Origin of the sequence: Tepidibacillus decaturensis (assembly GCF_001561915.1) — a bacterium.
In the GTDB taxonomy this organism is placed as follows: domain Bacteria; phylum Bacillota; class Bacilli; order Tepidibacillales; family Tepidibacillaceae; genus Tepidibacillus_B; species Tepidibacillus_B infernus.
Window position 1 is genome coordinate 1,133,511 of record NZ_LSKU01000001.1, and the last position, 19,989, is coordinate 1,153,499.

Consider the following 19,989-nt stretch of genomic DNA (forward strand, 5'->3'; position numbering starts at 1 on the left):
GAACGTGGTTAAATTAATTTTATACAATGTGTATAAGGAAGACTTAGGAGGTTTCACAATGCAAGGTAAAGTAAAATGGTTTAATTCAGAAAAAGGTTTTGGATTCATCGAAGTTGATGGCGGAGACGATGTATTCGTTCACTTCTCAGCAATTCAAGGTGACGGTTTCAAAACATTAGAAGAAGGACAAAAAGTTACATTTGATATCGTTGAAGGTAACCGTGGTCCTCAAGCTGCTAACGTTATTAAGCTATAATTCTTATAGAATATAGAAAATATCAGAAGCGAAAGTCTCTCTTACAACAGAGAGACTTTTTTTGACCAAATATAACCTTTGTGTGTTAAATTAGTGCTGGCAAACGTTACAAAAGAATGTTTTTCTTGAAGAGACTTCTTCTCTAAGGATTGGATTCCCACAGCGAACACACGGCTCTTCTTCCCGATCGTATACTTTACATCTTGGATCAAATTGTCCTGTGATTTGATCGCCAACGTAAAGGGGATTTTCCATATACCCTCCATAAGCGATCGCTTCTTGTAATACTTCACGTATTCCTTTGAATAGCTTTGATCTTTCATCTATTGAAAGGTCTTGTATCTGTCTCATAGGCTTGATTTCTGCTGAAAAGCAAATTTCATCAGAATAGCAATTTCCGATACCAGAGATAAAGTGTTGATCCACTAATGAAGTTTTTAAGATACCTCTCTTTTTTTCAATATGTTGAAGAAACTTAGCCTCTGTAAAATCAGAGGCTAAAGGTTCAGGTCCTAATTTTTGTAAGACTTGATTAGCCTCCTCAAAATTTAATAGGTGTAAATACCCTAATCTTAGGCCAATAAAATAAAGATGATGATCTCCAAAGGAAAGACGTACCTGAATAGTTCTTTTCGGTTTTTCTGCTTCTGTTCCATAAAACATCCATCCTCCTAACATAAGGTGTAATAGAAGAACTTTGTTATCGTTTAAATGGAATAGGAGATGTTTAGCACTCCGTTCAATTCTAATCACCTGTTTCCCTTTTACCTCTTCTATAAACTTCACAACGGGTATATTAATGGAGTTGGCCCGATTCACTTCGACATTGGTAATTGGTTTTCCGATGATTTTTTCTGTAAGCAATCTTTTATAGGTTTCCATTTCTGGTAGTTCTGGCATACTCATCCCTCATTCATTCAATGTTATTTCTTAATATTATTTACTTTGAATGAGTACTTTACCCTTTAATGGTTGTAAAGAGAGATGTATGATGCCATCATCAATCTTAATCTCTTGCCCTTGCAATAGGTCATAGAGAGAACAGGCCAACCAAGAGTTTTGCTCAGAACAAGTAGAAGGATCAACGAAAGAAGCCAAATTGATTTTGATATCTCTGATTTCGAAAAGGTTTTGGTTAAAGATAACTATCGCTAACTGATGCCCATTCCCCTTCCCCTCACCAAATACATCTTTACCATTTTCAAAGAATCGAAGATAACCGAAAACGTCAGGATTTTGGTAGATCGGTGTCCATTGACCTGTCTTAAATACGTCATATTGATGACGATATTGGATAATAGTTTGATACCATCTAAGTAGTCCAACGTTTTCTTTTCCCCACGGGTAGGTGGCTCGATTTATTGGCTCTTCTCTTCCCTCTAAGCCTACCTCGTCTCCATATAGAATAGTTGGCACACCAGGAAAGGTTATTTGCCATAAGGAGATAAGCTTTAATCGTTTAATCGCTAATTCTTTTTTTTCAGAAATAGAAAGATTTGCTGGTAAGTGATCTTGCAGCAGAGTGAGGATTCGTGGGGTATCATGACTGCCAATGATATTCATTAAACTATAGAAATGGTGTATGGGATAGTTTTCATATAAGCTCATTAAAGCTTGTTTCGTCTGTTGTGAATCTTTTAAGCCTAATATAAATTGAATCATGATGTTTCTTAGAGGATAATTGGTAACAGAATCTAATTCCTCTCCATAAAGGTATTGACGTCTTTTTTCATAACTAATTTTATTTGCTGCATCTTCCCACACTTCGCCAATTAACACAGAGTCAGGGTCAATTTCTTTCATTGTTTGATAAAAATGTTGAATAAATTCATCTGGAAGTTCATCGGCAACATCTAAACGCCACCCTTTTATTCCCATACGTTGCCAGTATTTTAAAACACTATTTTGATCATCAATGATGAAATTTAAATAGGAAGGGTCTAATTCATTCACATTGGGAAGAACTTCAATACCCCACCATCTTTCATAAGAATGAGGATACTCTTTAAAACGATACCATGAGTAGTAGGGAGAATCTTTGGATTGATAGGCTCCCAAAGAAGGATAATTCCCTTTTTTATTAAAATAGAGGCTGTCACTTCCTGTATGACTAAATACCCCATCTAAAATGATTGAGATGCCCATTTGTTTAGCTTCTTCACATAGTTGCTGAAAGTCTTCTAAATCTCCATACATTGGATCGATCTTATGGTAATCTCCAGTATCGTATTTGTGGTTACTTGGGGATTCAAAAATTGGATTGAAATAGATAACATTGATACCTAATTGATTTAAGTAAGGTAGTTTTTTCTTGACCCCTAACAAGTTTCCGCCAAAAAAATCCCACCTCACTACTTTCCCTTTTTCATCCTTGATATAGATCGGGGTATTTTCCCAATGAGAATGAATCAAGCTATTCTTTTTAGGGTTTAGAATTTTCCCTTCTGGATGGCCATTACAAAAACGATCGACAAATATTTGGTAGATGATCGCTTCTTTAAACCATTGTGGTGGAACAAACTTTTGGGAATAGACCGTGATCTGATACGCTGGCGGAATCTCTTGAGTGATTTCCCCAATTCCCCCGTAATGGTTTTTATTATTTCCATAATAAAAAGTTTTCCCTTCTACTAAAACGCGAAAATGGTACCAAAGAAGTCCAGGTTGTTCTGGTGTTTTTATTTTTCCTTGATACCATCGATTGTTTGCATTCGTCTGAATAAGGTTCATCAATTGTACCTTCATTTTTTTTCTGATTCTTGCCAAACGTAAAGGATTACTTCATCAGGTTTTACAGAACTATTGATCCTCAAATGCAAAATAATTTCTTTGTTACAAGCTACAGCACCAAATGGTTTCCGATAAGATGGATGATAAGAATGATGATAGATCCATTCTTCTGCCAAGGTTTCACCCCCAGTCTTCCTATCTAGCTATGGTCGAATCATGACCCGATGGATTCCCCAAATTCCTGAGGAGTATTCAGAAATGGTTCGATCAGATGCGAATTTACCTGAATGAGCGATATTGATGATACTTTTTTCATCCAACTGCTTCTACTTTTATATGCCTGATCTATCTTTTTTTGTATTTCGGCATAGGAAGAAAAATCTTTTAAGACAAAAAATTCATCATGATCAAGTAGGCTGTAATAAATGGGTTTAAAGTCTACATCTCCTTTTGCAAAAAATCCATTGATCATTTGCTCAAAAATGGTACGAATCCGCTGATCCTGATTATATAAATCACGGGCCTGATAGTCTCTAAATTGATAATGACGTAAGACATCATTTGGCTTCAACCCAAACATAAAAATATTCTCATCACCTACTTCTTCCTTCATCTCTATGTTGGCTCCGTCATAGGTGCCAAGAGTAATGGCCCCATTCATCATAAACTTCATATTCCCTGTTCCTGAAGCTTCTTTACTCGCTGTTGAAATTTGTTCACTGATATCTGCAGCAGGAATCACTTTTTCTGCTAAAGATACACCATAGTTTTCAAGAAAAACCACCTTGATTTTATCGTTCACCCTTCGATCTTGATTCACCACATCTGCCACACTATTGATCAATTTAATTACGTTTTTAGCTAAATGATAGCTTGGAGCTGCTTTTCCTCCAAAGATAAATGTCCTAGGGTGTATAGAAAGGTTAGGATTTTCTTGTAAGCGATTGTATAGGTCAATGACATGAAAGATATTAAGGAGTTGGCGTTTATACGCATGCATTCGTTTGATCTGCACATCAAAGATAGAGGTAGGATCGACAACTAATCCAGATTTTTCTTTAATCCAATTGGCTAGGTGTTGTTTGTTCCTTTGTTTGATAGAAAAAACTTGTTCTTGAAAAGACTCATCTAATACGAAACGAAGAAGATAAATTAAATCAGTAGGATGTTCAATCCAACTACGTCCTATTCGTTTCGTAATGGATTCTGCTAAGAAGGGATTAGCGATTAGTAGCCATCGACGATGGGAAATCCCGTTTGTCTTATTATTAAATTTGTAAGGTGTATGATGATAAAATTTGTCCATTACTTGTTTTTTTAATATCTCTGTATGAACCTTCGAAACCCCATTTACGCTATAGCTGCCTACAATTGCGAGATGGCCCATCTTTACAAAACCGTCAGCAAGGATCGCCATTTGATGAATTCTTTCCCAATCTTCGGGATACTTGTTCCATAGCTCACGACAATAGCGCTGGTTGATTTCTTCAATAATCATATAGATTCTTGGTAACAAAGTTTTAAAAAGCTCAATCGGCCATTTTTCTAATGCTTCAGAAAGGGTTGTATGATTGGTATAAGAGATCGTATTTGTGGTGATATGCCATGCTTCATCCCAATCTAGTCCTTCACCATCCATCAGAATTCTCATCAATTCTGGAATGGCAAGAACTGGATGCGTGTCATTAATATGGATGGCAATCTTATTGGGTAGATCTACTAAATGATGATGCTTATTTTTAAATCTACGAATAATACTTTGTATTCCAGCGGAGACCAAAAAATATTGTTGTTTTAAACGAAGAATTTTCCCTTCAACAAAGGTATCATCAGGATAAAGGTATTCAGAGATCGCTTCTGTTGATCGCTTGTAATCAATCATTTTATGATAGTCTTTGTGATTGAGTAAGTGAAAATCAAAATCTTTAATTGCTGATTCAGCACTCCATAATCGTAATGTGTTCACTGTATTATTATTATAGCCAACAATAGGAATGTCATATGGAACTGCTAGGACAGGTTCATATTGTTGATGGTGAAAAATAAGTCTTCCGTCTTTTTCTTCAGCCCAAACCTTTCCTCCAAACCGGACTTCTACTGCTCTGTCAAACTTGCGTATTTCCCAAACATTTCCTTCCCGTAACCAAAAATCAGGTAATTCTACTTGATACCCATCTACGATTTTTTGTTCAAATAGGCCATATTGATAACGGATTCCACAACCATGACCAGGTAATTGTAGTGATGCTAAGGAGTCTAAGAAATCAGCGGCTAGTCTTCCTAGTCCTCCATTTCCTAATCCTGGCTCAGGTTCTTCTTTTTTTAAAGTTTCTAGGTCAATGTCTAATTCCTCAAGTCCTTGTTTACAAACTTCACGAATTCCTAAATGTATTAAATTGCTCTTTAGAAGTTTCCCGATTAAGAATTCCATAGAAAAATAGTAAACTTGTTTATCACATTTTTCCCTATATTGTGTATTTGTTGCGATCAAGTTTTTACTAATATATTCTCGAACCATACTACCTAATGTTTTATATTTATCCGAATCAGTTGCATCTTCTAAGGTTTTGCCATGCATGTTTTCTAATCTTTCCAGAAATGCATGCTTAAAGACCTCTTTATTTGTAAACATTTTTTCAACCCCTATCTCTGAAGCACAAGTTGATATAAACTTACATATTCTTCTGCCGACTTCTTCCAAGTGAAATCAGAAGCCTTTATGTTCTCTTTAATCTTATTCCAAAGTGGTGGTTGATGATAAATAGAAAGAGCTCGTTTAATGGTATAAAGCATATCGTGAGCATTATAATGGGTAAAGCTAAAACCGTTTCCCTCCCCATTATATTCATTAAAGGATTGAACAGTATCTTTAAGTCCACCAGTTTCCCTTACAATGGGTATCGCACCATAATGAAGAGCAATGAGTTGGCTTAAGCCACAAGGTTCGAATAATGAAGGCATTAAAAATAAATCGGATGCGGCATAAATCATATGAGAAAAGGGTTCATCAAAGGTAATATGGACAGAAAGTTTTTTAGGGTAACGGTTGGAAGCTTCGAGAAAGATTTGCTCGTATTTCTGCTCCCCTGTGCCTAATACGACAAACTGGAGATTCTGTTGAAGTATTTCATCCAAAACATGGACGACTAGGTCTATCCCTTTTTGAGAGACAAGTCTAGAAATGAGTGAAATCATTGGAATATGGGGATCTGTAGGTAAACGTAACATCTCTTGTAATTTGACTTTGTTTTCTTGTTTGCTTTGTTGTCGAGGGAAACGCTCTACATCTATTCCATTGATGATGCCATATAGATCCTGGTTTCTATTTCGCAAAAGTCCATCTAGCCCCTCGCCAAAAAAAGGATATTGAATTTCTTTTGCATAGGTTTCACTAACGGTAGTAATCAAATTGGCATAATTAAGGCCAGCCTTCATAAAGTTTACTCTTCCGTAATATTCAATTCCATCAACGCTAAATTCAGGGTCTGATGGATCAATATCCAATAAATCTTTTAAGATATCCTGTTGAAAAATTCCTTGATATTTTAAATTGTGGATGGTAAATATCGTACGAATCTTCATGTAATCATCATGGTTTACATAGTGAGTTTTTAAAAATAAAGGAATTAACGCAGTTTGCCAATCGTTGAGATGTAAAATCTCAGGTTGAAATTGAAGGTATGGTAAAGATTCTAAAACAGCTTGACTAAAAAAAGTAAATCGTTCTGCTTCATCAAAGGAATCACCATATCCATATATGCTCTCACGGTAAAAATAATTCTGGTTATCAATAAAATAAAAAGGAACGCCATCCTCTTCAAGATGTTCAATTCCACAATAAAGATTTCGCCATCCTAATTGAAGATTAAAATGAGTAAGATGGACCATTTTTTCTCTGTAATGATTAGGAATTGCCTTATATTTTGGTAGGATTACCCTTGCATCTATTCCTAGTTTTCTTAGTTCTTTAGGGAGGGAGCCGATTACATCTGCCAAACCACCTGTTTTAATAAAGGGAACACATTCGGAAGCGATAAATAATACCTTCATCTTTATCAACCTTTCTTCTTTAAACCGTCATCCTTTTTCCAACCACGATTGGAGATTCCACGTTTCCTTTTAAATGTTGCCCCATTGTTACCCTTACTTCTTTGTCCAAAATAACATTTTCTAACCTAGCATTTTCGCCAATTTCACACTTTTGTAGAATAATACTATTTTTGATCTGAGCGCCTTTATGAACTTTTACACCTCTAAACAAAATGCTATTTTCAATTGTTCCTTCAATGACACAACCATTGGCGACGATCGTATTAGTTACGTTAGACTCTCTAAGGTATTTGGTTGGAGGTTCATTTTTTACTTTTGTACTAATTTGATGTGGTTCAAAGAACAGACTTTTCCATAACTGTGGATTTAATAGATCCATATTACGTTGATGGTAGGTCTGAATTGAATCAATATTTGCTAAATATCCTTGATAAGGATAACCATATACCTGTAATTGAGATAAATTTCGGCCAATTCCATCAATTATTAGATGGTAAAGCCCTTTCTCTATGTTAGATTTAATAAGGTCTAAAAGAAGGGATTTTTCTAGGATTATTACTTCCATAAATACTTTATTAGAGGGTTCAAAGGAAAGTAGGCGGTTCTGTTCATTGACTTGAATCCTTCTGCAATTCTTAAATTCGTCGATCTCATTTTCTATTTCTTTATACAGAATCGTTATATCTGCTCCTACTTTTTGATGAAATTCAAATGCAGAACGATAATCCATATTAAAAATAAGATGGCCATTGGAAAGCAAGACGTAGTCTTGCTTTCCACGGTAAAAGTAATCAAAGTGTTCGTAAAAATATTGTAAATCTCCCTTCAACTGATCTGATGATTGATTAAAGGGTGGAAGCAGATATAAGCCACCCCGATTTCGATCTAAATCCCAGTCCTTTCCTTTTCCTAAATGGTCTATGAGTGCGCGATACTTGCCCTTTGTAAATACAGCTACATCATTTATTCCCGAATTAACCATATTAGATAAAGGAAAATCAATGAGACGATAGCGCCCACCAAAAGGCACTGCAGATAAATGGCGATGTAAGGTAAGTTCTTTTAACCCTTCTTTTTCGTTAACTAAGTTAATAACTCCCATGACATTTTCCATTCTTATTTCTCCTTCTTTCACTTAATAGTTGGAACTTACCAGTTTTTCTTTTATTTTATTATGAATAATCGTTTGTTCCTCAATTAAGGTAATGTCGCCGCTTATATTTCCAATGTTGGAGCCTGCTTTAATGATCGTTCCTTCACCAATAATTGACTTTTGAATCACTACATTGTCCTCAATGATCACATTTGGCATGATCACTGAGTCTTTGATGATACTTCCTTTCCCCACCTGAACACCATGAAAAAGTACAGAATGTTCGATCTGACCATAAATTGAACAACCTTCATTGATTAGGGAACAATGGACTTGAGCGTTTGGAGCAATATATTGAGGGGGTTGGTAAGAATTGACTGAATAAATTCGCCATTGGTAATCGTTTAAATCTAGTTCGGGTTGATCCTTAATCAAATCCATATTAGCCTTCCACAAACTCTCGATGGTTCCAACATCCCGCCAATACCCTTTATAAGGATATGCAAACATCTTCCGACCTTCTTTAAGCATCATTGGAATCACATCTTTACCAAAATCATGAGTAGAATCATGGATCTGTTCATCTTTTAATAAAGCTTCTTTCAATACATTCCAATTGAAAATATAAATGCCCATAGAGGCTAAATTATTTTTGGGAACTTGTGGTTTTTCTTCAAATTCTGTAATCCTTAGTTGCCTATCTGTATTCATAATGCCAAATCGACTTGCTTCGTCCCAAGGTACTTCGATTACGGCAATCGTTGCATCTGCACCTTTTTCAATATGATTCTTTAATATATGTTGGTAATTCATTTTGTAGATATGGTCACCGGAAAGAATGAGAACATATTCAGGTTGAAATTGATCAATATAGGCTATATTTTGATAGATAGAATTAGCTGTTCCTTTATACCACTTAGCTCCATTCTTTTCCATATAAGGTGGAAGGACTGTAACCCCGCCATCTCTCCGATCCAGATCCCATGAACTTCCGATTCCAATATAGGAATGTAATACAAGGGGTTCATATTGAGTAAGCACACCAACTGTATCGATTCCAGAGTTTGCACAATTACTTAAAGCAAAATCAATGATGCGATATTTACCTCCAAACAAAACGGCAGGTTTGGCCAGATTTTTTGTTAATAGTCCTAATCTTTTTCCTTCGCCTCCGGCAAGAAGCATTGCAATACACTCTTTTTTTCGCATCATTCATTCCCCTTTTCCCTTCCAAATTTATTCGTTTAAACATCACTGTTGCCAGTGGTGGAATTTTTATCACTAAGTGATAAGGTTGGTTATGCCACTTTTCTTTTACTGCCTGTATAGGTTTAAAATTACCCTTACCAGAGCCACCATATTTATCATCATCACTATTCCATACCTCAACATACTCACCGAGATGTGGAACTCCAATTCGGTAATGATCATAATAGGATGGTGTAAAATTACAAACAATGATCAATTCAATTTGAGCTTGATCTTTACGCATAAAGGTAATGATACTTTGATTGGTATCATGGGGATCAATCCACTCAAAACCCATTGCATGATGATCAAGCTGCCAAAGGATTGGTTCTTCTTTGTAAAAATGGTTTAAATCTTTTACATATTGCTGTAATTTACGATGTAGATCGTTGTCAACTAGATTCCAATCCACTTCAGCTTCATCTTTCCACTCATCAAACTGACCTAGTTCTCCCCCCATAAAGAGAAGCTTTTTCCCAGGATGAGCGATCATATAGCCATAAAACAATCTTAATCCTGCAAATTTCTGCCAATAATCGCCAAATATTTTATTCAGCATAGATCTTTTCCCATGTACCACTTCGTCGTGTGATAAAGGAAGAACAAAATTTTCTGAAAAGGTATAAAAAAATGAGAAGGTTAATAAATGATGATGGTACTTACGATAAATAGGATCTAGTTCCATATACTTTAGCATGTCATTCATCCAACCCATATTCCATTTAAAGTTAAACCCTAATCCACCAAGATAGGTTGGTGAGGTCACTAATGGCCAGGAAGTCGATTCTTCAGCAATCATCAATGCATTTGGATAATAACGAAACACAACTTCATTCAGCTTTTTTAAAAAAGCTATAGCTTCCAGATTTTCTCTTCCACCATATTGGTTTGGTTCCCATTCCCCATCTCTTTTACCAAAATCCAAATAGAGCATACTAGCTACAGCATCAACTCTTAGTCCATCAATATGAAAGATGTCCAGCAAAAATATTGCATTTGAGATCAGAAAGCTTTGTACTTCAGGTTTTCCAAGGTCAAAGCCTAAAGTCCCCCAATCCGTTTTTTCTGCTCTATTAGGATTTTCATACTCATATAAGGGGGTTCCATCAAATCTCATAAGTCCATGTTCATCTTTGCAAAAATGACCTGGCACCCAATCAAGGATCACCCCAATTCCTTTTTGATGACACTGATCTACAAAATACATAAAATCATGAGGTGTACCAAATCGACTCGTGATAGAGTAATAACCGGTTCCTTGATAGCCCCATGAGCGATCAAATGGGTGCTCATTCAGTGGTAAAATTTCAATATGGGTATAGCCCATATCAACTACATAAGATATCAATTCATTTGCTAATTCTCGATAGGTATAAAAACTGCCATCCTTTTTTTTTTCCAAGATCCAAAGTGTACCTCATAAATATTAAGGGGATTGTTGTACACACTTTTTATTTGAGTTTGCCAATCTTGATCATGCCATTTATAGCCATGCAAATCATAAATAATAGATGCAGTATTGGGTCGTAATTCTGAATAAAAAGCATAGGGATCTGCTTTAAGAAGGGTTTTCCCTTGATCCGTTTTAATCTCGTATTTGTATAATGTACCTTCCCCTAGCTCTGGAATAAACAATTCCCAGATACCTGTGTCTTTCACCCTCTTCATTCGATGAGCGTTCCCATTCCATTGGTTAAAATCCCCAACTACACTTACAGCTCTTGCATGTGGTGCCCAAACAGAGAATCTAACGTTTATTCTTCCTTCTTGTTCTTTTCGGTGAGCTCCTAATAACTGATAACTGTGAAATAGGTTCCCTTCATGAAAAAGATAGAGATCGTGTTCGGTCATTTATTTCAACCCTTTCAGCTCATTTCCATAGTAACGAGGTGCAGTGCTAGATTTATGTTTACAGAATTTATGAATATGATAATAAGACAATAAATAGAACCTATTAGATTTTTAAACACAAAAAAACCTCTACTGGAAATATCCGTAGAGGTATATGGGGCTGGGGTTTGTTATATTGAAAGCGTAAATTGCGCTTCTTCTGTTGAACCTTTTAAAGCAGCTGTTGATGCCTTTCCGCTAGTAATAGTCATTGTTACTTCATCAAAGTAACCTGCCCCAACTTCCCTTTGATGACGAGTTGCGGTGTATCCATGTCGTTCGCTCTCGAATTCTTTTTGTTGAAAATCTGAGTAGGCAGCCATTCCTCGTTCTCTATAATCTCGTGCTAATTCAAACATACTATGATTTAAAGAGTGGAAACCTGCGAGTGTCACAAATTGAAATTTATAACCCATTTTCCCAAGCTCATCTTGGAACTCGGCAATCGTCTTTTCATCTAATTTCATTTTCCAATTAAATGAAGGGGAACAATTATAAGCTAATAGCTTATTTGGATATTTTTCGTGGATCGCCTCAGCAAAACGCCTTGCCTCTTCAACATTTGGTTCAGCTGTTTCTACCCATACTAAATCAGCATAAGGAGCAAAAGCTAATCCTCTAGCAATTGCCATCTCCAGTCCACCAGTAATTCGGTAAAAACCTTCTTCTGTTCTTTCCCCTGTAATAAAATGCTGATCCTGATCATCGATGTCACTAGTAATGAGTTGTGCTCCATTTGCATCTGTCCTTGCTATAATCACCGTGGGTACCCCCATGATATCGGCAGCTAATCTCGCTGATATTAAATTACGAATAGCCGTTTGCGTAGGAACAAGGACTTTGCCACCCATGTGACCGCATTTCTTCTCAGATGATAATTGATCTTCAAGGTGAACACCTGCAGCACCTGCTTCTATCATCGCCTTTGTTAATTCAAAGACATTTAAATGGCCACCAAAGCCTGACTCTGCATCTGCAACGATCGGAGCATACCAATCAATCCCATCTTTTCCCTCCGAATGATAAATTTGATCTGCTCTTTGAAAAGCTTGATTGATTCGCTTTACAACATGGGGTACACTATTCGCAGGATATAAACTTTGGTCAGGATACATCTGTCCGCTTAGATTGGCATCTGCTGCCACTTGCCATCCACTTAAATAAATCGCTTGTAAACCCGCTTTAACCTGTTGTACTGCCTGATTTCCCGTTAAAGCTCCTAAAGCTTTAATATGATCTTTAGCATGTAGTAAATTCCATAACCGTTCCGCACCTCGTTTTGCTAAAGTATATTCAATCTGCACTGATCCTCTTAACCGAATTACATCTTTCGCTGTATAAGTTCTTGTTATTCCTTGCCATCTAGGATCTTCTTGCCAACTTTTTTGTAATTGATTGATTTCCTCCAGATTTCTCATTGTTTCCATCCTCTTTTCTATAAGTAATGATAACCAGGTATTGTTAAAAATTCTACAAATTCATGACTTAGTGATAAATGTTTAAACAAATCACTTGCTAACTGATATTTCCCTATTTCATATTGATCATGACCAACCATGATCTTAATTTTTTCTAATTCTTCTTCAAGGAATTGATCGAACAACTGCACGTTCACTTTTCTTCCATCATGCAAGATTCCATTCGGATTGTGAAGCCATTGCCAAACCTGTGCTCGGGAAATTTCTGCTGTTGCAGCATCTTCCATCAAATGATAAATTGGGACAGCCCCTTTTCCGCGTAACCAAGATTCAAGGTATTGGACACCGACACTAATATTGGTTCGTAGTCCCTGTTCAGTAATATGGCCTTCTGGCACTTGAAGAAGATCTTCAGCTGTGATTTGGATATCCTCTAATTTCTTTTCAATTTGATTAGGTTGAGGCATGAAGTGATTAAACACCTCTAGTGCAACTGGAACTAATCCTGGATGGGCTACCCATGTTCCATCATGACCATCTCTTGCCTCTCGTTCTTTATCTATACGAACTTTCGCAAATGCATCTTCATTGATTTGAGAGTTATCTTTCACTGGAATATTGGCTGCCATTCCCCCAATGGCATGAGCATTACGGCGGTGGCTAGTTTTAATAGCTAGTAATGAATAGGAACGCATAAAAGGAACTGTCATGGTGATAACACTACGATCTGGTAGAATAAAGTCTGGTTTGTTGCGAAATTTCTTGATAAAGCTAAAAATATAATCCCATCTACCACAGTTAAGACCAGCAGAATGTTCTCGTAATTCATATAAGATTTCATCCATTTCAAACGCAGCAAAAATCGTTTCGATTAGTACAGTTGCTTTGATCGTTCCCAACGGAATTCCCAGCTCTCGTTGTGAAAAAATGAACACATCATTCCAAAGACGTGCTTCTAAATGGCTTTCAAGTTTAGGTAGATAAAAATAGGGGCCACTCCCATTAGCGATCAATTGTTTGGCATTATGAAAAAAATAAAGACCAAAATCAAATAAACTAGCTGAGATCGGTTTGCCATCGAATAATACATGTTTTTCTTCAAGGTGCCATCCTCTTGGGCGAACAAATAACGTAGCAACTTTTTCGTTTAATTGATAATGTTTACCATCTGGGCTGTCATACGTGATCGTACGGTTAATCGCATCTCGAAGATTCACTTGTCCTTGTATCATGTTATTCCAACTGGGAGAATTGGCATCTTCAAAATCTGCCATAAAGACATTCGCACCTGAGTTCAATGCATTGATCATCATTTTACGATCAACTGGTCCAGTAATTTCTACCCGACGATCTTGAAGATGATCTGGTACAAGTGCAATCGTCCAATCACTATTACGAATCGATTCTGTTTCTGGTAGAAATGCAGGCATTACACCATTGTTAATCTGCTCCTGTCTTTCTTCTCTTCTCCGTAAAAGCTTTTCTCTTCTAGCTGAAAATTGTTGCACCAATGATTCAACAAAATCAAGTGCTTCCTCTGTTAAAATTTGTGCAAAATCTGGACTGATTTCTCCAATCACTTGAAGCTTTGTCATTTTTGATAATCTCCTCTCTGTTACATTTGTTATATTACAATAGATCATTATGTTAGTGTTATTATATAACAGATAAAACAAAAAAGGAACAATTTATTTCTAAATTTTTAGATAATATTTTATGAACTAAAAAGACTCAAAGCACATATACGCTTTGAGTCACTTTTGTGGCTTTCAAACTGTACCCACTAAACCATTTATCTATAAAGGATAAGAAAACGAATGTAATGGCTAATGAGTAAATTGCGATAAGTAAAGTGCAAATAACATCAAATAACGGAAAATTAAATGCAATATGCAAAAGTAATAAAATTAAATAAATTAGGATTATTCGTTTTTATGAACATCTATATTAAACAAAAATATTGATGAAGGGGATTATTCTTTCATATAATGAACATGTTTGTGATTACTTATCTTTACTAAGACAAAGCGTTGAGGTGATTAAATTGAATCATTTTTTTAAACTTCAGGAACGGGGTACAACCGTTTCTACAGAATTTTTAGCAGGGTTAACTACATATTTGACAATGGTATATATTGTTATCGTGAATCCTGCCATCTTGGGGTAATACCAGCGAAGCTGTTACCACCCGCAAACTATTGGCATAATATGTATTTTTAATTCACCCATGCTATCATAAAAATATTGAGTAACTAGGAAGTGTTGAAAAAATTAATTTAACACAGATTTTAGCTAGATAATAAAAATATGCTTCCTTAATCTTCCACTTAACCGCTCTTAATTAACTCTATCACAAATTAAGTCTTTTCTCTTATTTCACGACAATGTAAATTAACTAAAAAAGAAAGATTTAGTGTAAAAAGAATCGTAAAAAAAGTCGATAAGGACTGCCCTCGGGTATTGCTAATACGGTTTTTAGATTTCTCCGGAAGCCTGGACACAAATTATTGTTCGTATTCGCCCTTGAAAGTAGCAAAAAATCCCTATCATGAAAGAAAGGAATGAAATTAAACGATATATAGCAGCCAAAGAGAATGAACTCCCAGCTGCTATATAAATCGAGCATTATTTTTGTGTTTCGCTAAATAAGGAATTCATTGTTGCATAGTACACTAGAGGAATTCTTGATGGAAAATACCAATTTATCTCTATCTACTCACCATTTTTTTCCAAATCTTCTTTTGATAATTGTCCTCTATTATTGTAATTATCTTTATTTTTTAATGCCTCTGGAATTATTTCATATTTATAAGCAGAAGCAAACTCCTTTATTAACTGTGCCTTTTGCGCCTCATCATCAATCTTTAGATCGCCGAACTTGTTAATAAGAGTATGCCAATCCTGAGATTCAAGATACCTTGTCGCAAAAAGATATGTTTCACCAGGAACCAATAATTCATCTTCGTTATATATTAGCAAATATTTCTTTCCCTCTTTTTCATAAAATCCTCCCTGTTGATTAACAGTTACATTTCCATTTAAGTTCCCCTTAATATTTTGAAGGACTTTCACTGAAAATTGAGTTTCGGGTGTACCATCTAATGATTTTTGATCAGTCTCTTCAATAACTTTTCCAACAAAAACATTATGTGAAGCACCAACTAATTTCCGCTTATCGGTAAAATCATCAATGTAATTGTTATGCCCGTTAATAACTTGAACATCATCGTCACCACTGACATTTATACCAATGAAGCCGGCAACGAAAATAAACATTACAGCCAAACTCATATATAGATATTTCCTCACTTGATTCACCTCGTTTTTAGATTTTTAGTTACCCCATAAAGAGTTATAGTCTTCTTTATCATGGGTACCTAGTTCAGTATAGCTATGGAACCCTGATCTCATGACATTATCAACTAAATCATGATGATCAATCCCTAAGGCGTGTCCGAGTTCATGTAAAGCAGTGTGCTTCCTTTGTTCAGGAGAAAAATCATAGAAATAATAATCATTGTACTTAATTAGGTCTGAATCATTAGACCACCAAGAATATTGCCCACTCCAAGTAACATCATCACGATTAACATCTGTAAATGAAAGATCTTCGATAACCCACGCACTATCAGGAGCTATATTAATAATCCCCATGTCATTCCATTTAGTAATTGAATGATCCCTAGTTACTGTCCATCCCGTTGTTCCTTTAGCATCTCCCCAGCGAATTTCCGAACCGTCAACTGAACTGTACCCTTGATCATGAGCGAATACAGCAGAAGGTGTGATGGCTATTAAAAACGCTAAACCCAATAAAAATAAAATCTTTTTCATTTCGCATCTCCTTTTCATGAATATAATTGAGCAGAATAGATCCAAATACTTTCAGACGATGCAAGTAATATTATGAATACAAAAGACCCCTCCTGTTTTTGCTGATTGACCACTTTTCTTTATTGCCAAAGTTACCGTGATGTTTTAATATTAATTTGGACATGGCTTTGATCAATAAAAGAAATGGTCATGCTGGGCCGTTTCCAATAGCGTCCTCGAAAAGTAGATTGGTTTCGGCTCATTTATTGTAAATAGGAGAGCCATATCATCGCTCTCCCATTTAACAATCTAGTCCCAATAGCAAATCATCCTGTCTATAACTTTGACGTTATAAGTCTTGAAAAAGTTCCTTTCCCCTTTTACAAACTTCAATAACAAAATGCTACCCGAATAGGATAGCATTTCTCTCCAACTCGGCAACCTGTCAACCATAGCATAAAATGCCTTAGGTCATGGCTTTGCGTCCCAACGTTTCCGAAGGTTTGCCCTTAACTTTATTATTTTTTCAATATTTTAAACTTTATTTTATTATAAGGAAAAAACATCCAGTTTGTCCACAGTGAAACTTGACTAACTTTGTCGAATGCAATTCTTTTTACTAGAATTTCCATCAATCTCTTATTTTAAGACTATCAAATAGAAGATAATCTTGTGTTTAACCTCAACAATCTTTAATTTTCTTTTTGAGTTGATCCGCATAAGAAGGATTTACTTCTGCATTTCCGACCTTGCTATAATTCTTCATTCACTTGCATTTAACAATTTAAGAGGATTCGTAGAAACAATAATATTGGAACCAACGAATACTTTGAGCACATTATGTTTTCGCTCAGTCCACATTTCCTCCCGGATTTGTTCCAGATCGTCTAGTAATATTTCTTCTGTCATTCCTTTTCTTGTGCCTCCTTGCTAAAGTGGCCATTATTGAAGGATCGGAAAAAATGTAATTACAAAATCGAGTATAGTGAATATTTACGTATTGCTTTTATCCTTTTGAACCAACTCTAGAAACTTCCATATTCATAAGGAACCTCCCTCTCATTTTACTTACTTTCTATAGATTTCAATACATCATGACATAATAAATGCCTTAACAATGAAGTTCCGAAAAATAATTTGTAAATGGAACTTGGATAGTATTTCATCTTATATTGTTTAAAACAGTAGGCTCATATATACTAGTTTTAACTATAATGTTCCGATACTCATCATTTTAGGAACTTTTAATTTTAGAGAGGATGTGATGCAATGAAGAGGAACTGGGAACTTGATGAACTCATTGAGCATTTCACGATATTACCCGATGAGATGAAGGTGGTTGAAAACAAAAAAGGGGAAACGAGACTTGGGTTTGCTGTACTGCTAAAGTTTTTTCAAAACGAAGCAAGATTTCCCAATCATAAGTATGAAGTTCCAAAATCAATTATTGCGTATATTGCGAAGCAGGTTTTTGTGGAACCTGAACTCTACACTAGATACGATTGGAATTCAAGATCAATTACATATCATCGATCACAAGTCAGAGAATACTTTGGATTTAGAGAAGCTACTGTTCAAGATGCTGAAGAGATGTCCAACTGGCTCTGTCAGCATGTTCTATATCATAATCATGACGTAGATCATGTAGAAGCACAAGTGTATGCTCGATTTCGTGAGCTACATATCGAACCGTCGTCACCTGAACGAGTGGAACGATTGGTTCGCTCTGCGATCCGTTCCTATGAAAACCGCTTTTTTCAGAAAACCTTTGAAAAGATCCCTCAAACCTCTTTAGAAAAGTTAGATGCCTTAATTGATAGTATTGCCGACTTAGAAGTAGATATAGATGAACCTAATGAATCTGGAAATGATCAACTAACCTTTCATGAGTTAAAATCGGATCCTGGACGTCCTGGATTAGAAAGTGTGTTCAAAGAGTTAAATAAGCTTCGAACCATTCGAAATTTACAGCTTCCAACTGATTTATTTAAAGACGTTCCACAAAAGGTCATTAAAAAATACCGACAGAGAACAGCTACAGAAGATCTTCGTGAGTTAAGACGCCATCCTGAACCGATTCGCTATACCCTTCTTTCCTCTTTCTTTTGGCAACGTAGCTTAGAGATTACAGATAATTTAGTAGAACTCTTGATTCAAATCATTCACCGAATTGGTGTACGAGCTGAACGAAAAGTACAAAAAGAGATACTGAATGATTTAAGACGAGTTAGTGGCAAAACTTCGATCCTTTTCAATATGGCCGAGACAGCATTAAATCACCCTGATGGTCTAATTAAGGAAGTTTTATACCCTGTTGTTAGCGAGCAAACCTTGAGAGATTTAGTCAAAGAATTTAAACATACAGGACCTGCCTACCGAGAGAAAATCCATACCGTAATCAGAGCGTCTTATGGCAGCCATTATCGACGAATGGTTCCGGAAATATTAAATATACTTGATTTTCGCTCGAATAATGAGGTTCACCGCCCGGTGATCGAAGCTTTGGAACTGATCAAGAAGTACGCAAATACAGGACTTCATTATTTTTCTATGACCGATAATATCCCCAATGATGGTGTCATTCGCTCTGTAAATAAAGATATTATTATCGAAAAGGATGACAAAGGGCAAGAAAGAATTAATCGGATTAACTATGAAATTAGTGCCCTTCAAGCACTCCGTGATAAACTCCGGTGTAAAGAGATCTGGGTGGTTGGTGCTAACCGTTACCGGAACCCTGATGAGGATTTACCTGCTGATTTTGAACAGCGTCGAGAAGAAAATTATAAGGCATTGAAACAACCACTTGATGCAGACTCTTTTGTTGATGCTTTAAAACAAAAACTGAGTCAGTCACTCGAACGTTTGGATGCTAATATGCCTAGAAATCCAAAAGTGAGAATTACGAGCAAAGGAAACGGATGGATATCTCTGTCTCCGATCGAAGCACAACCTGAACCTATGAATTTATCACGACTCAAAGGAGAGGTCATGCGACGCTGGCCTATGACAAGTTTATTAGATATTTTAAAAGAAACGGATTTACGTATAAACTTTACAGATCACTTTAAGACGGCTGGTGTTCGTGAAACATTAGATCGTGCAACCTTACAAAAGCGCATGATTCTTGCTCTTTATGGATTGGGAACGAATACAGGACTTAAACGAGTATCCGCAGGCGATCACGGAGAATCCTATAAAAACTTATTATATGTGCGTAGGAAATTTATCCATAAAGACCACTTGCGTAATGCCATAGCCGAAGTGGTTAATGCTATTCTTAGAAGTCGATTGCAAGAAATTTGGGGTGAAGGTACAACCTCCTGCGCCTCAGATTCAAAGAAATTTGGCGCATGGGATCAAAACCTGATGACAGAATGGCATATTCGTTATCGTGGACGTGGTGTTATGATCTATTGGCATGTGGAGATTTGCAGTTCTCTTTTTTATCCAGCTAGTCTTTTTAAGCCATTAAATGTTTCTTAAAATCT

14 protein-coding genes, 2 pseudogenes and 1 riboswitch are annotated in these 19,989 nt (G+C 36.1%); of the genes and pseudogenes, 3 read left to right on the plus strand and 13 right to left on the minus strand.

The window, feature by feature from the left end; genetic code table 11:
• Positions 1-58: 58 nt before the first annotated feature.
• Complete coding sequence (gene cspD, locus U473_RS05540; protein WP_068724189.1) at positions 59-256, plus strand: cold-shock protein CspD; 198 nt, start codon at positions 59-61, stop codon at positions 254-256.
• A 90-nt stretch (positions 257-346) separates the two neighbouring features.
• On the opposite strand, the gene mutM is transcribed toward cspD, so the two are convergent.
• The 10 genes and pseudogenes from mutM to aceB all read right to left on the minus strand — a co-directional run bounded on the left by mutM (position 347) and on the right by aceB (position 14,280).
• Positions 347-1,156 carry a bifunctional DNA-formamidopyrimidine glycosylase/DNA-(apurinic or apyrimidinic site) lyase gene (gene mutM, locus U473_RS05545; protein WP_068724192.1) on the minus strand — a complete coding sequence of 270 codons (810 nt, stop codon included), beginning with the start codon at positions 1,154-1,156 and terminating at the stop codon, positions 347-349.
• A gap of 36 nt (positions 1,157-1,192) precedes the next feature.
• Positions 1,193-2,986 carry a glycoside hydrolase family 13 protein gene (locus U473_RS05550; protein WP_201024150.1) on the minus strand — a complete coding sequence of 598 codons (1,794 nt, stop codon included), beginning with the start codon at positions 2,984-2,986 and terminating at the stop codon, positions 1,193-1,195.
• Positions 2,987-2,997: 11 nt separating this feature from the next.
• Positions 2,998-3,162, minus strand: coding sequence for a hypothetical protein (locus tag U473_RS14990; RefSeq protein ID WP_201024151.1), 165 nt, complete (start codon positions 3,160-3,162; stop codon positions 2,998-3,000).
• Between the two features lie 27 nt (positions 3,163-3,189).
• A pseudogene (locus U473_RS05555) lies at positions 3,190-5,618 on the minus strand (glycogen/starch/alpha-glucan phosphorylase).
• Positions 5,619-5,629: 11 nt separating this feature from the next.
• Positions 5,630-7,036, minus strand: coding sequence for a glycogen synthase GlgA (gene glgA, locus U473_RS05560; RefSeq protein ID WP_068724194.1), 1,407 nt, complete (start codon positions 7,034-7,036; stop codon positions 5,630-5,632).
• Positions 7,037-7,055: 19 nt separating this feature from the next.
• A complete protein-coding gene (gene glgD, locus U473_RS05565) occupies positions 7,056-8,150 on the minus strand; it encodes a glucose-1-phosphate adenylyltransferase subunit GlgD (protein ID WP_068724196.1) in 1,095 nt (364 codons plus the stop codon).
• 21 nt (positions 8,151-8,171) lie between these two features.
• Positions 8,172-9,338, minus strand: a complete 1,167-nt coding sequence (locus U473_RS05570) for a glucose-1-phosphate adenylyltransferase (protein WP_068724198.1) — start codon at positions 9,336-9,338, stop codon at positions 8,172-8,174.
• Positions 9,232-11,228: pseudogene (gene glgB, locus U473_RS05575) on the minus strand (1,4-alpha-glucan branching protein GlgB). The gene U473_RS05570 and the pseudogene glgB overlap by 107 nt, the downstream one beginning before the upstream one ends.
• A 170-nt stretch (positions 11,229-11,398) precedes the next feature.
• Entirely contained in the window at positions 11,399-12,685 is a 1,287-nt protein-coding gene (aceA, locus tag U473_RS05580; RefSeq protein WP_068724200.1) for an isocitrate lyase, read from the minus strand.
• A 17-nt stretch (positions 12,686-12,702) separates the two neighbouring features.
• Positions 12,703-14,280, minus strand: coding sequence for a malate synthase A (gene aceB, locus U473_RS05585; RefSeq protein WP_082732391.1), 1,578 nt, complete (start codon positions 14,278-14,280; stop codon positions 12,703-12,705).
• A 449-nt stretch (positions 14,281-14,729) separates the two neighbouring features.
• On the opposite strand from aceB, the gene U473_RS15400 reads away from it, so the two are divergent.
• Entirely contained in the window at positions 14,730-14,852 is a 123-nt protein-coding gene (locus tag U473_RS15400; protein WP_268807462.1) for a hypothetical protein, read from the plus strand.
• 545 nt (positions 14,853-15,397) lie between these two features.
• Here the strand turns inward: U473_RS15400 and U473_RS05590 are convergent.
• The 3 genes from U473_RS05590 to U473_RS14740 form a co-directional block, all read right to left on the minus strand.
• Positions 15,398-15,976: a hypothetical protein gene (locus U473_RS05590; protein ID WP_068724204.1), complete on the minus strand. Its 579-nt coding sequence runs from the start codon at positions 15,974-15,976 to the stop codon at positions 15,398-15,400.
• A gap of 42 nt (positions 15,977-16,018) precedes the next feature.
• Complete coding sequence (locus tag U473_RS05595; RefSeq protein ID WP_068724207.1) at positions 16,019-16,519, minus strand: zinc metalloprotease; 501 nt, start codon at positions 16,517-16,519, stop codon at positions 16,019-16,021.
• A gap of 412 nt (positions 16,520-16,931) precedes the next feature.
• Positions 16,932-17,016: riboswitch (cyclic di-GMP riboswitch) on the minus strand.
• Positions 17,017-17,260: 244 nt separating this feature from the next.
• Positions 17,261-17,407, minus strand: coding sequence for a hypothetical protein (locus U473_RS14740; RefSeq protein WP_161937289.1), 147 nt, complete (start codon positions 17,405-17,407; stop codon positions 17,261-17,263).
• Between the two features lie 360 nt (positions 17,408-17,767).
• Here U473_RS14740 and U473_RS05600 point away from each other — a divergent pair, with 360 nt between their 5' ends.
• Positions 17,768-19,984: a Tn3 family transposase gene (locus U473_RS05600; RefSeq protein ID WP_068724209.1), complete on the plus strand. Its 2,217-nt coding sequence runs from the start codon at positions 17,768-17,770 to the stop codon at positions 19,982-19,984.
• Positions 19,985-19,989: the final 5 nt, after the last annotated feature.

Bases quoted from the DNA above. Each gene is read 5' to 3' on its own strand.
- cspD (WP_068724189.1), top strand. From the start codon at position 59: ATGCAAGGTAAAGTAAAATGGTTTAATTCAGAAAAAGGTTTTGGATTC.
- mutM (WP_068724192.1), bottom strand. From the start codon at position 1,156: ATGCCAGAACTACCAGAAATGGAAACCTATAAAAGATTGCTTACAGAA.
- U473_RS05550 (WP_201024150.1), bottom strand. From the start codon at position 2,986: ATGAACCTTATTCAGACGAATGCAAACAATCGATGGTATCAAGGAAAA.
- glgA (WP_068724194.1), bottom strand. From the start codon at position 7,036: ATGAAGGTATTATTTATCGCTTCCGAATGTGTTCCCTTTATTAAAACA.
- glgD (WP_068724196.1), bottom strand. From the start codon at position 8,150: ATGGAAAATGTCATGGGAGTTATTAACTTAGTTAACGAAAAAGAAGGG.
- U473_RS05570 (WP_068724198.1), bottom strand. From the start codon at position 9,338: ATGCGAAAAAAAGAGTGTATTGCAATGCTTCTTGCCGGAGGCGAAGGA.
- aceA (WP_068724200.1), bottom strand. From the start codon at position 12,685: ATGAGAAATCTGGAGGAAATCAATCAATTACAAAAAAGTTGGCAAGAA.
- aceB (WP_082732391.1), bottom strand. From the start codon at position 14,280: ATGACAAAGCTTCAAGTGATTGGAGAAATCAGTCCAGATTTTGCACAA.
- U473_RS05590 (WP_068724204.1), bottom strand. From the start codon at position 15,976: ATGAGTTTGGCTGTAATGTTTATTTTCGTTGCCGGCTTCATTGGTATA.
- U473_RS05595 (WP_068724207.1), bottom strand. From the start codon at position 16,519: ATGAAAAAGATTTTATTTTTATTGGGTTTAGCGTTTTTAATAGCCATC.
- U473_RS14740 (WP_161937289.1), bottom strand. From the start codon at position 17,407: ATGACAGAAGAAATATTACTAGACGATCTGGAACAAATCCGGGAGGAA.
- U473_RS05600 (WP_068724209.1), top strand. From the start codon at position 17,768: ATGAAGAGGAACTGGGAACTTGATGAACTCATTGAGCATTTCACGATA.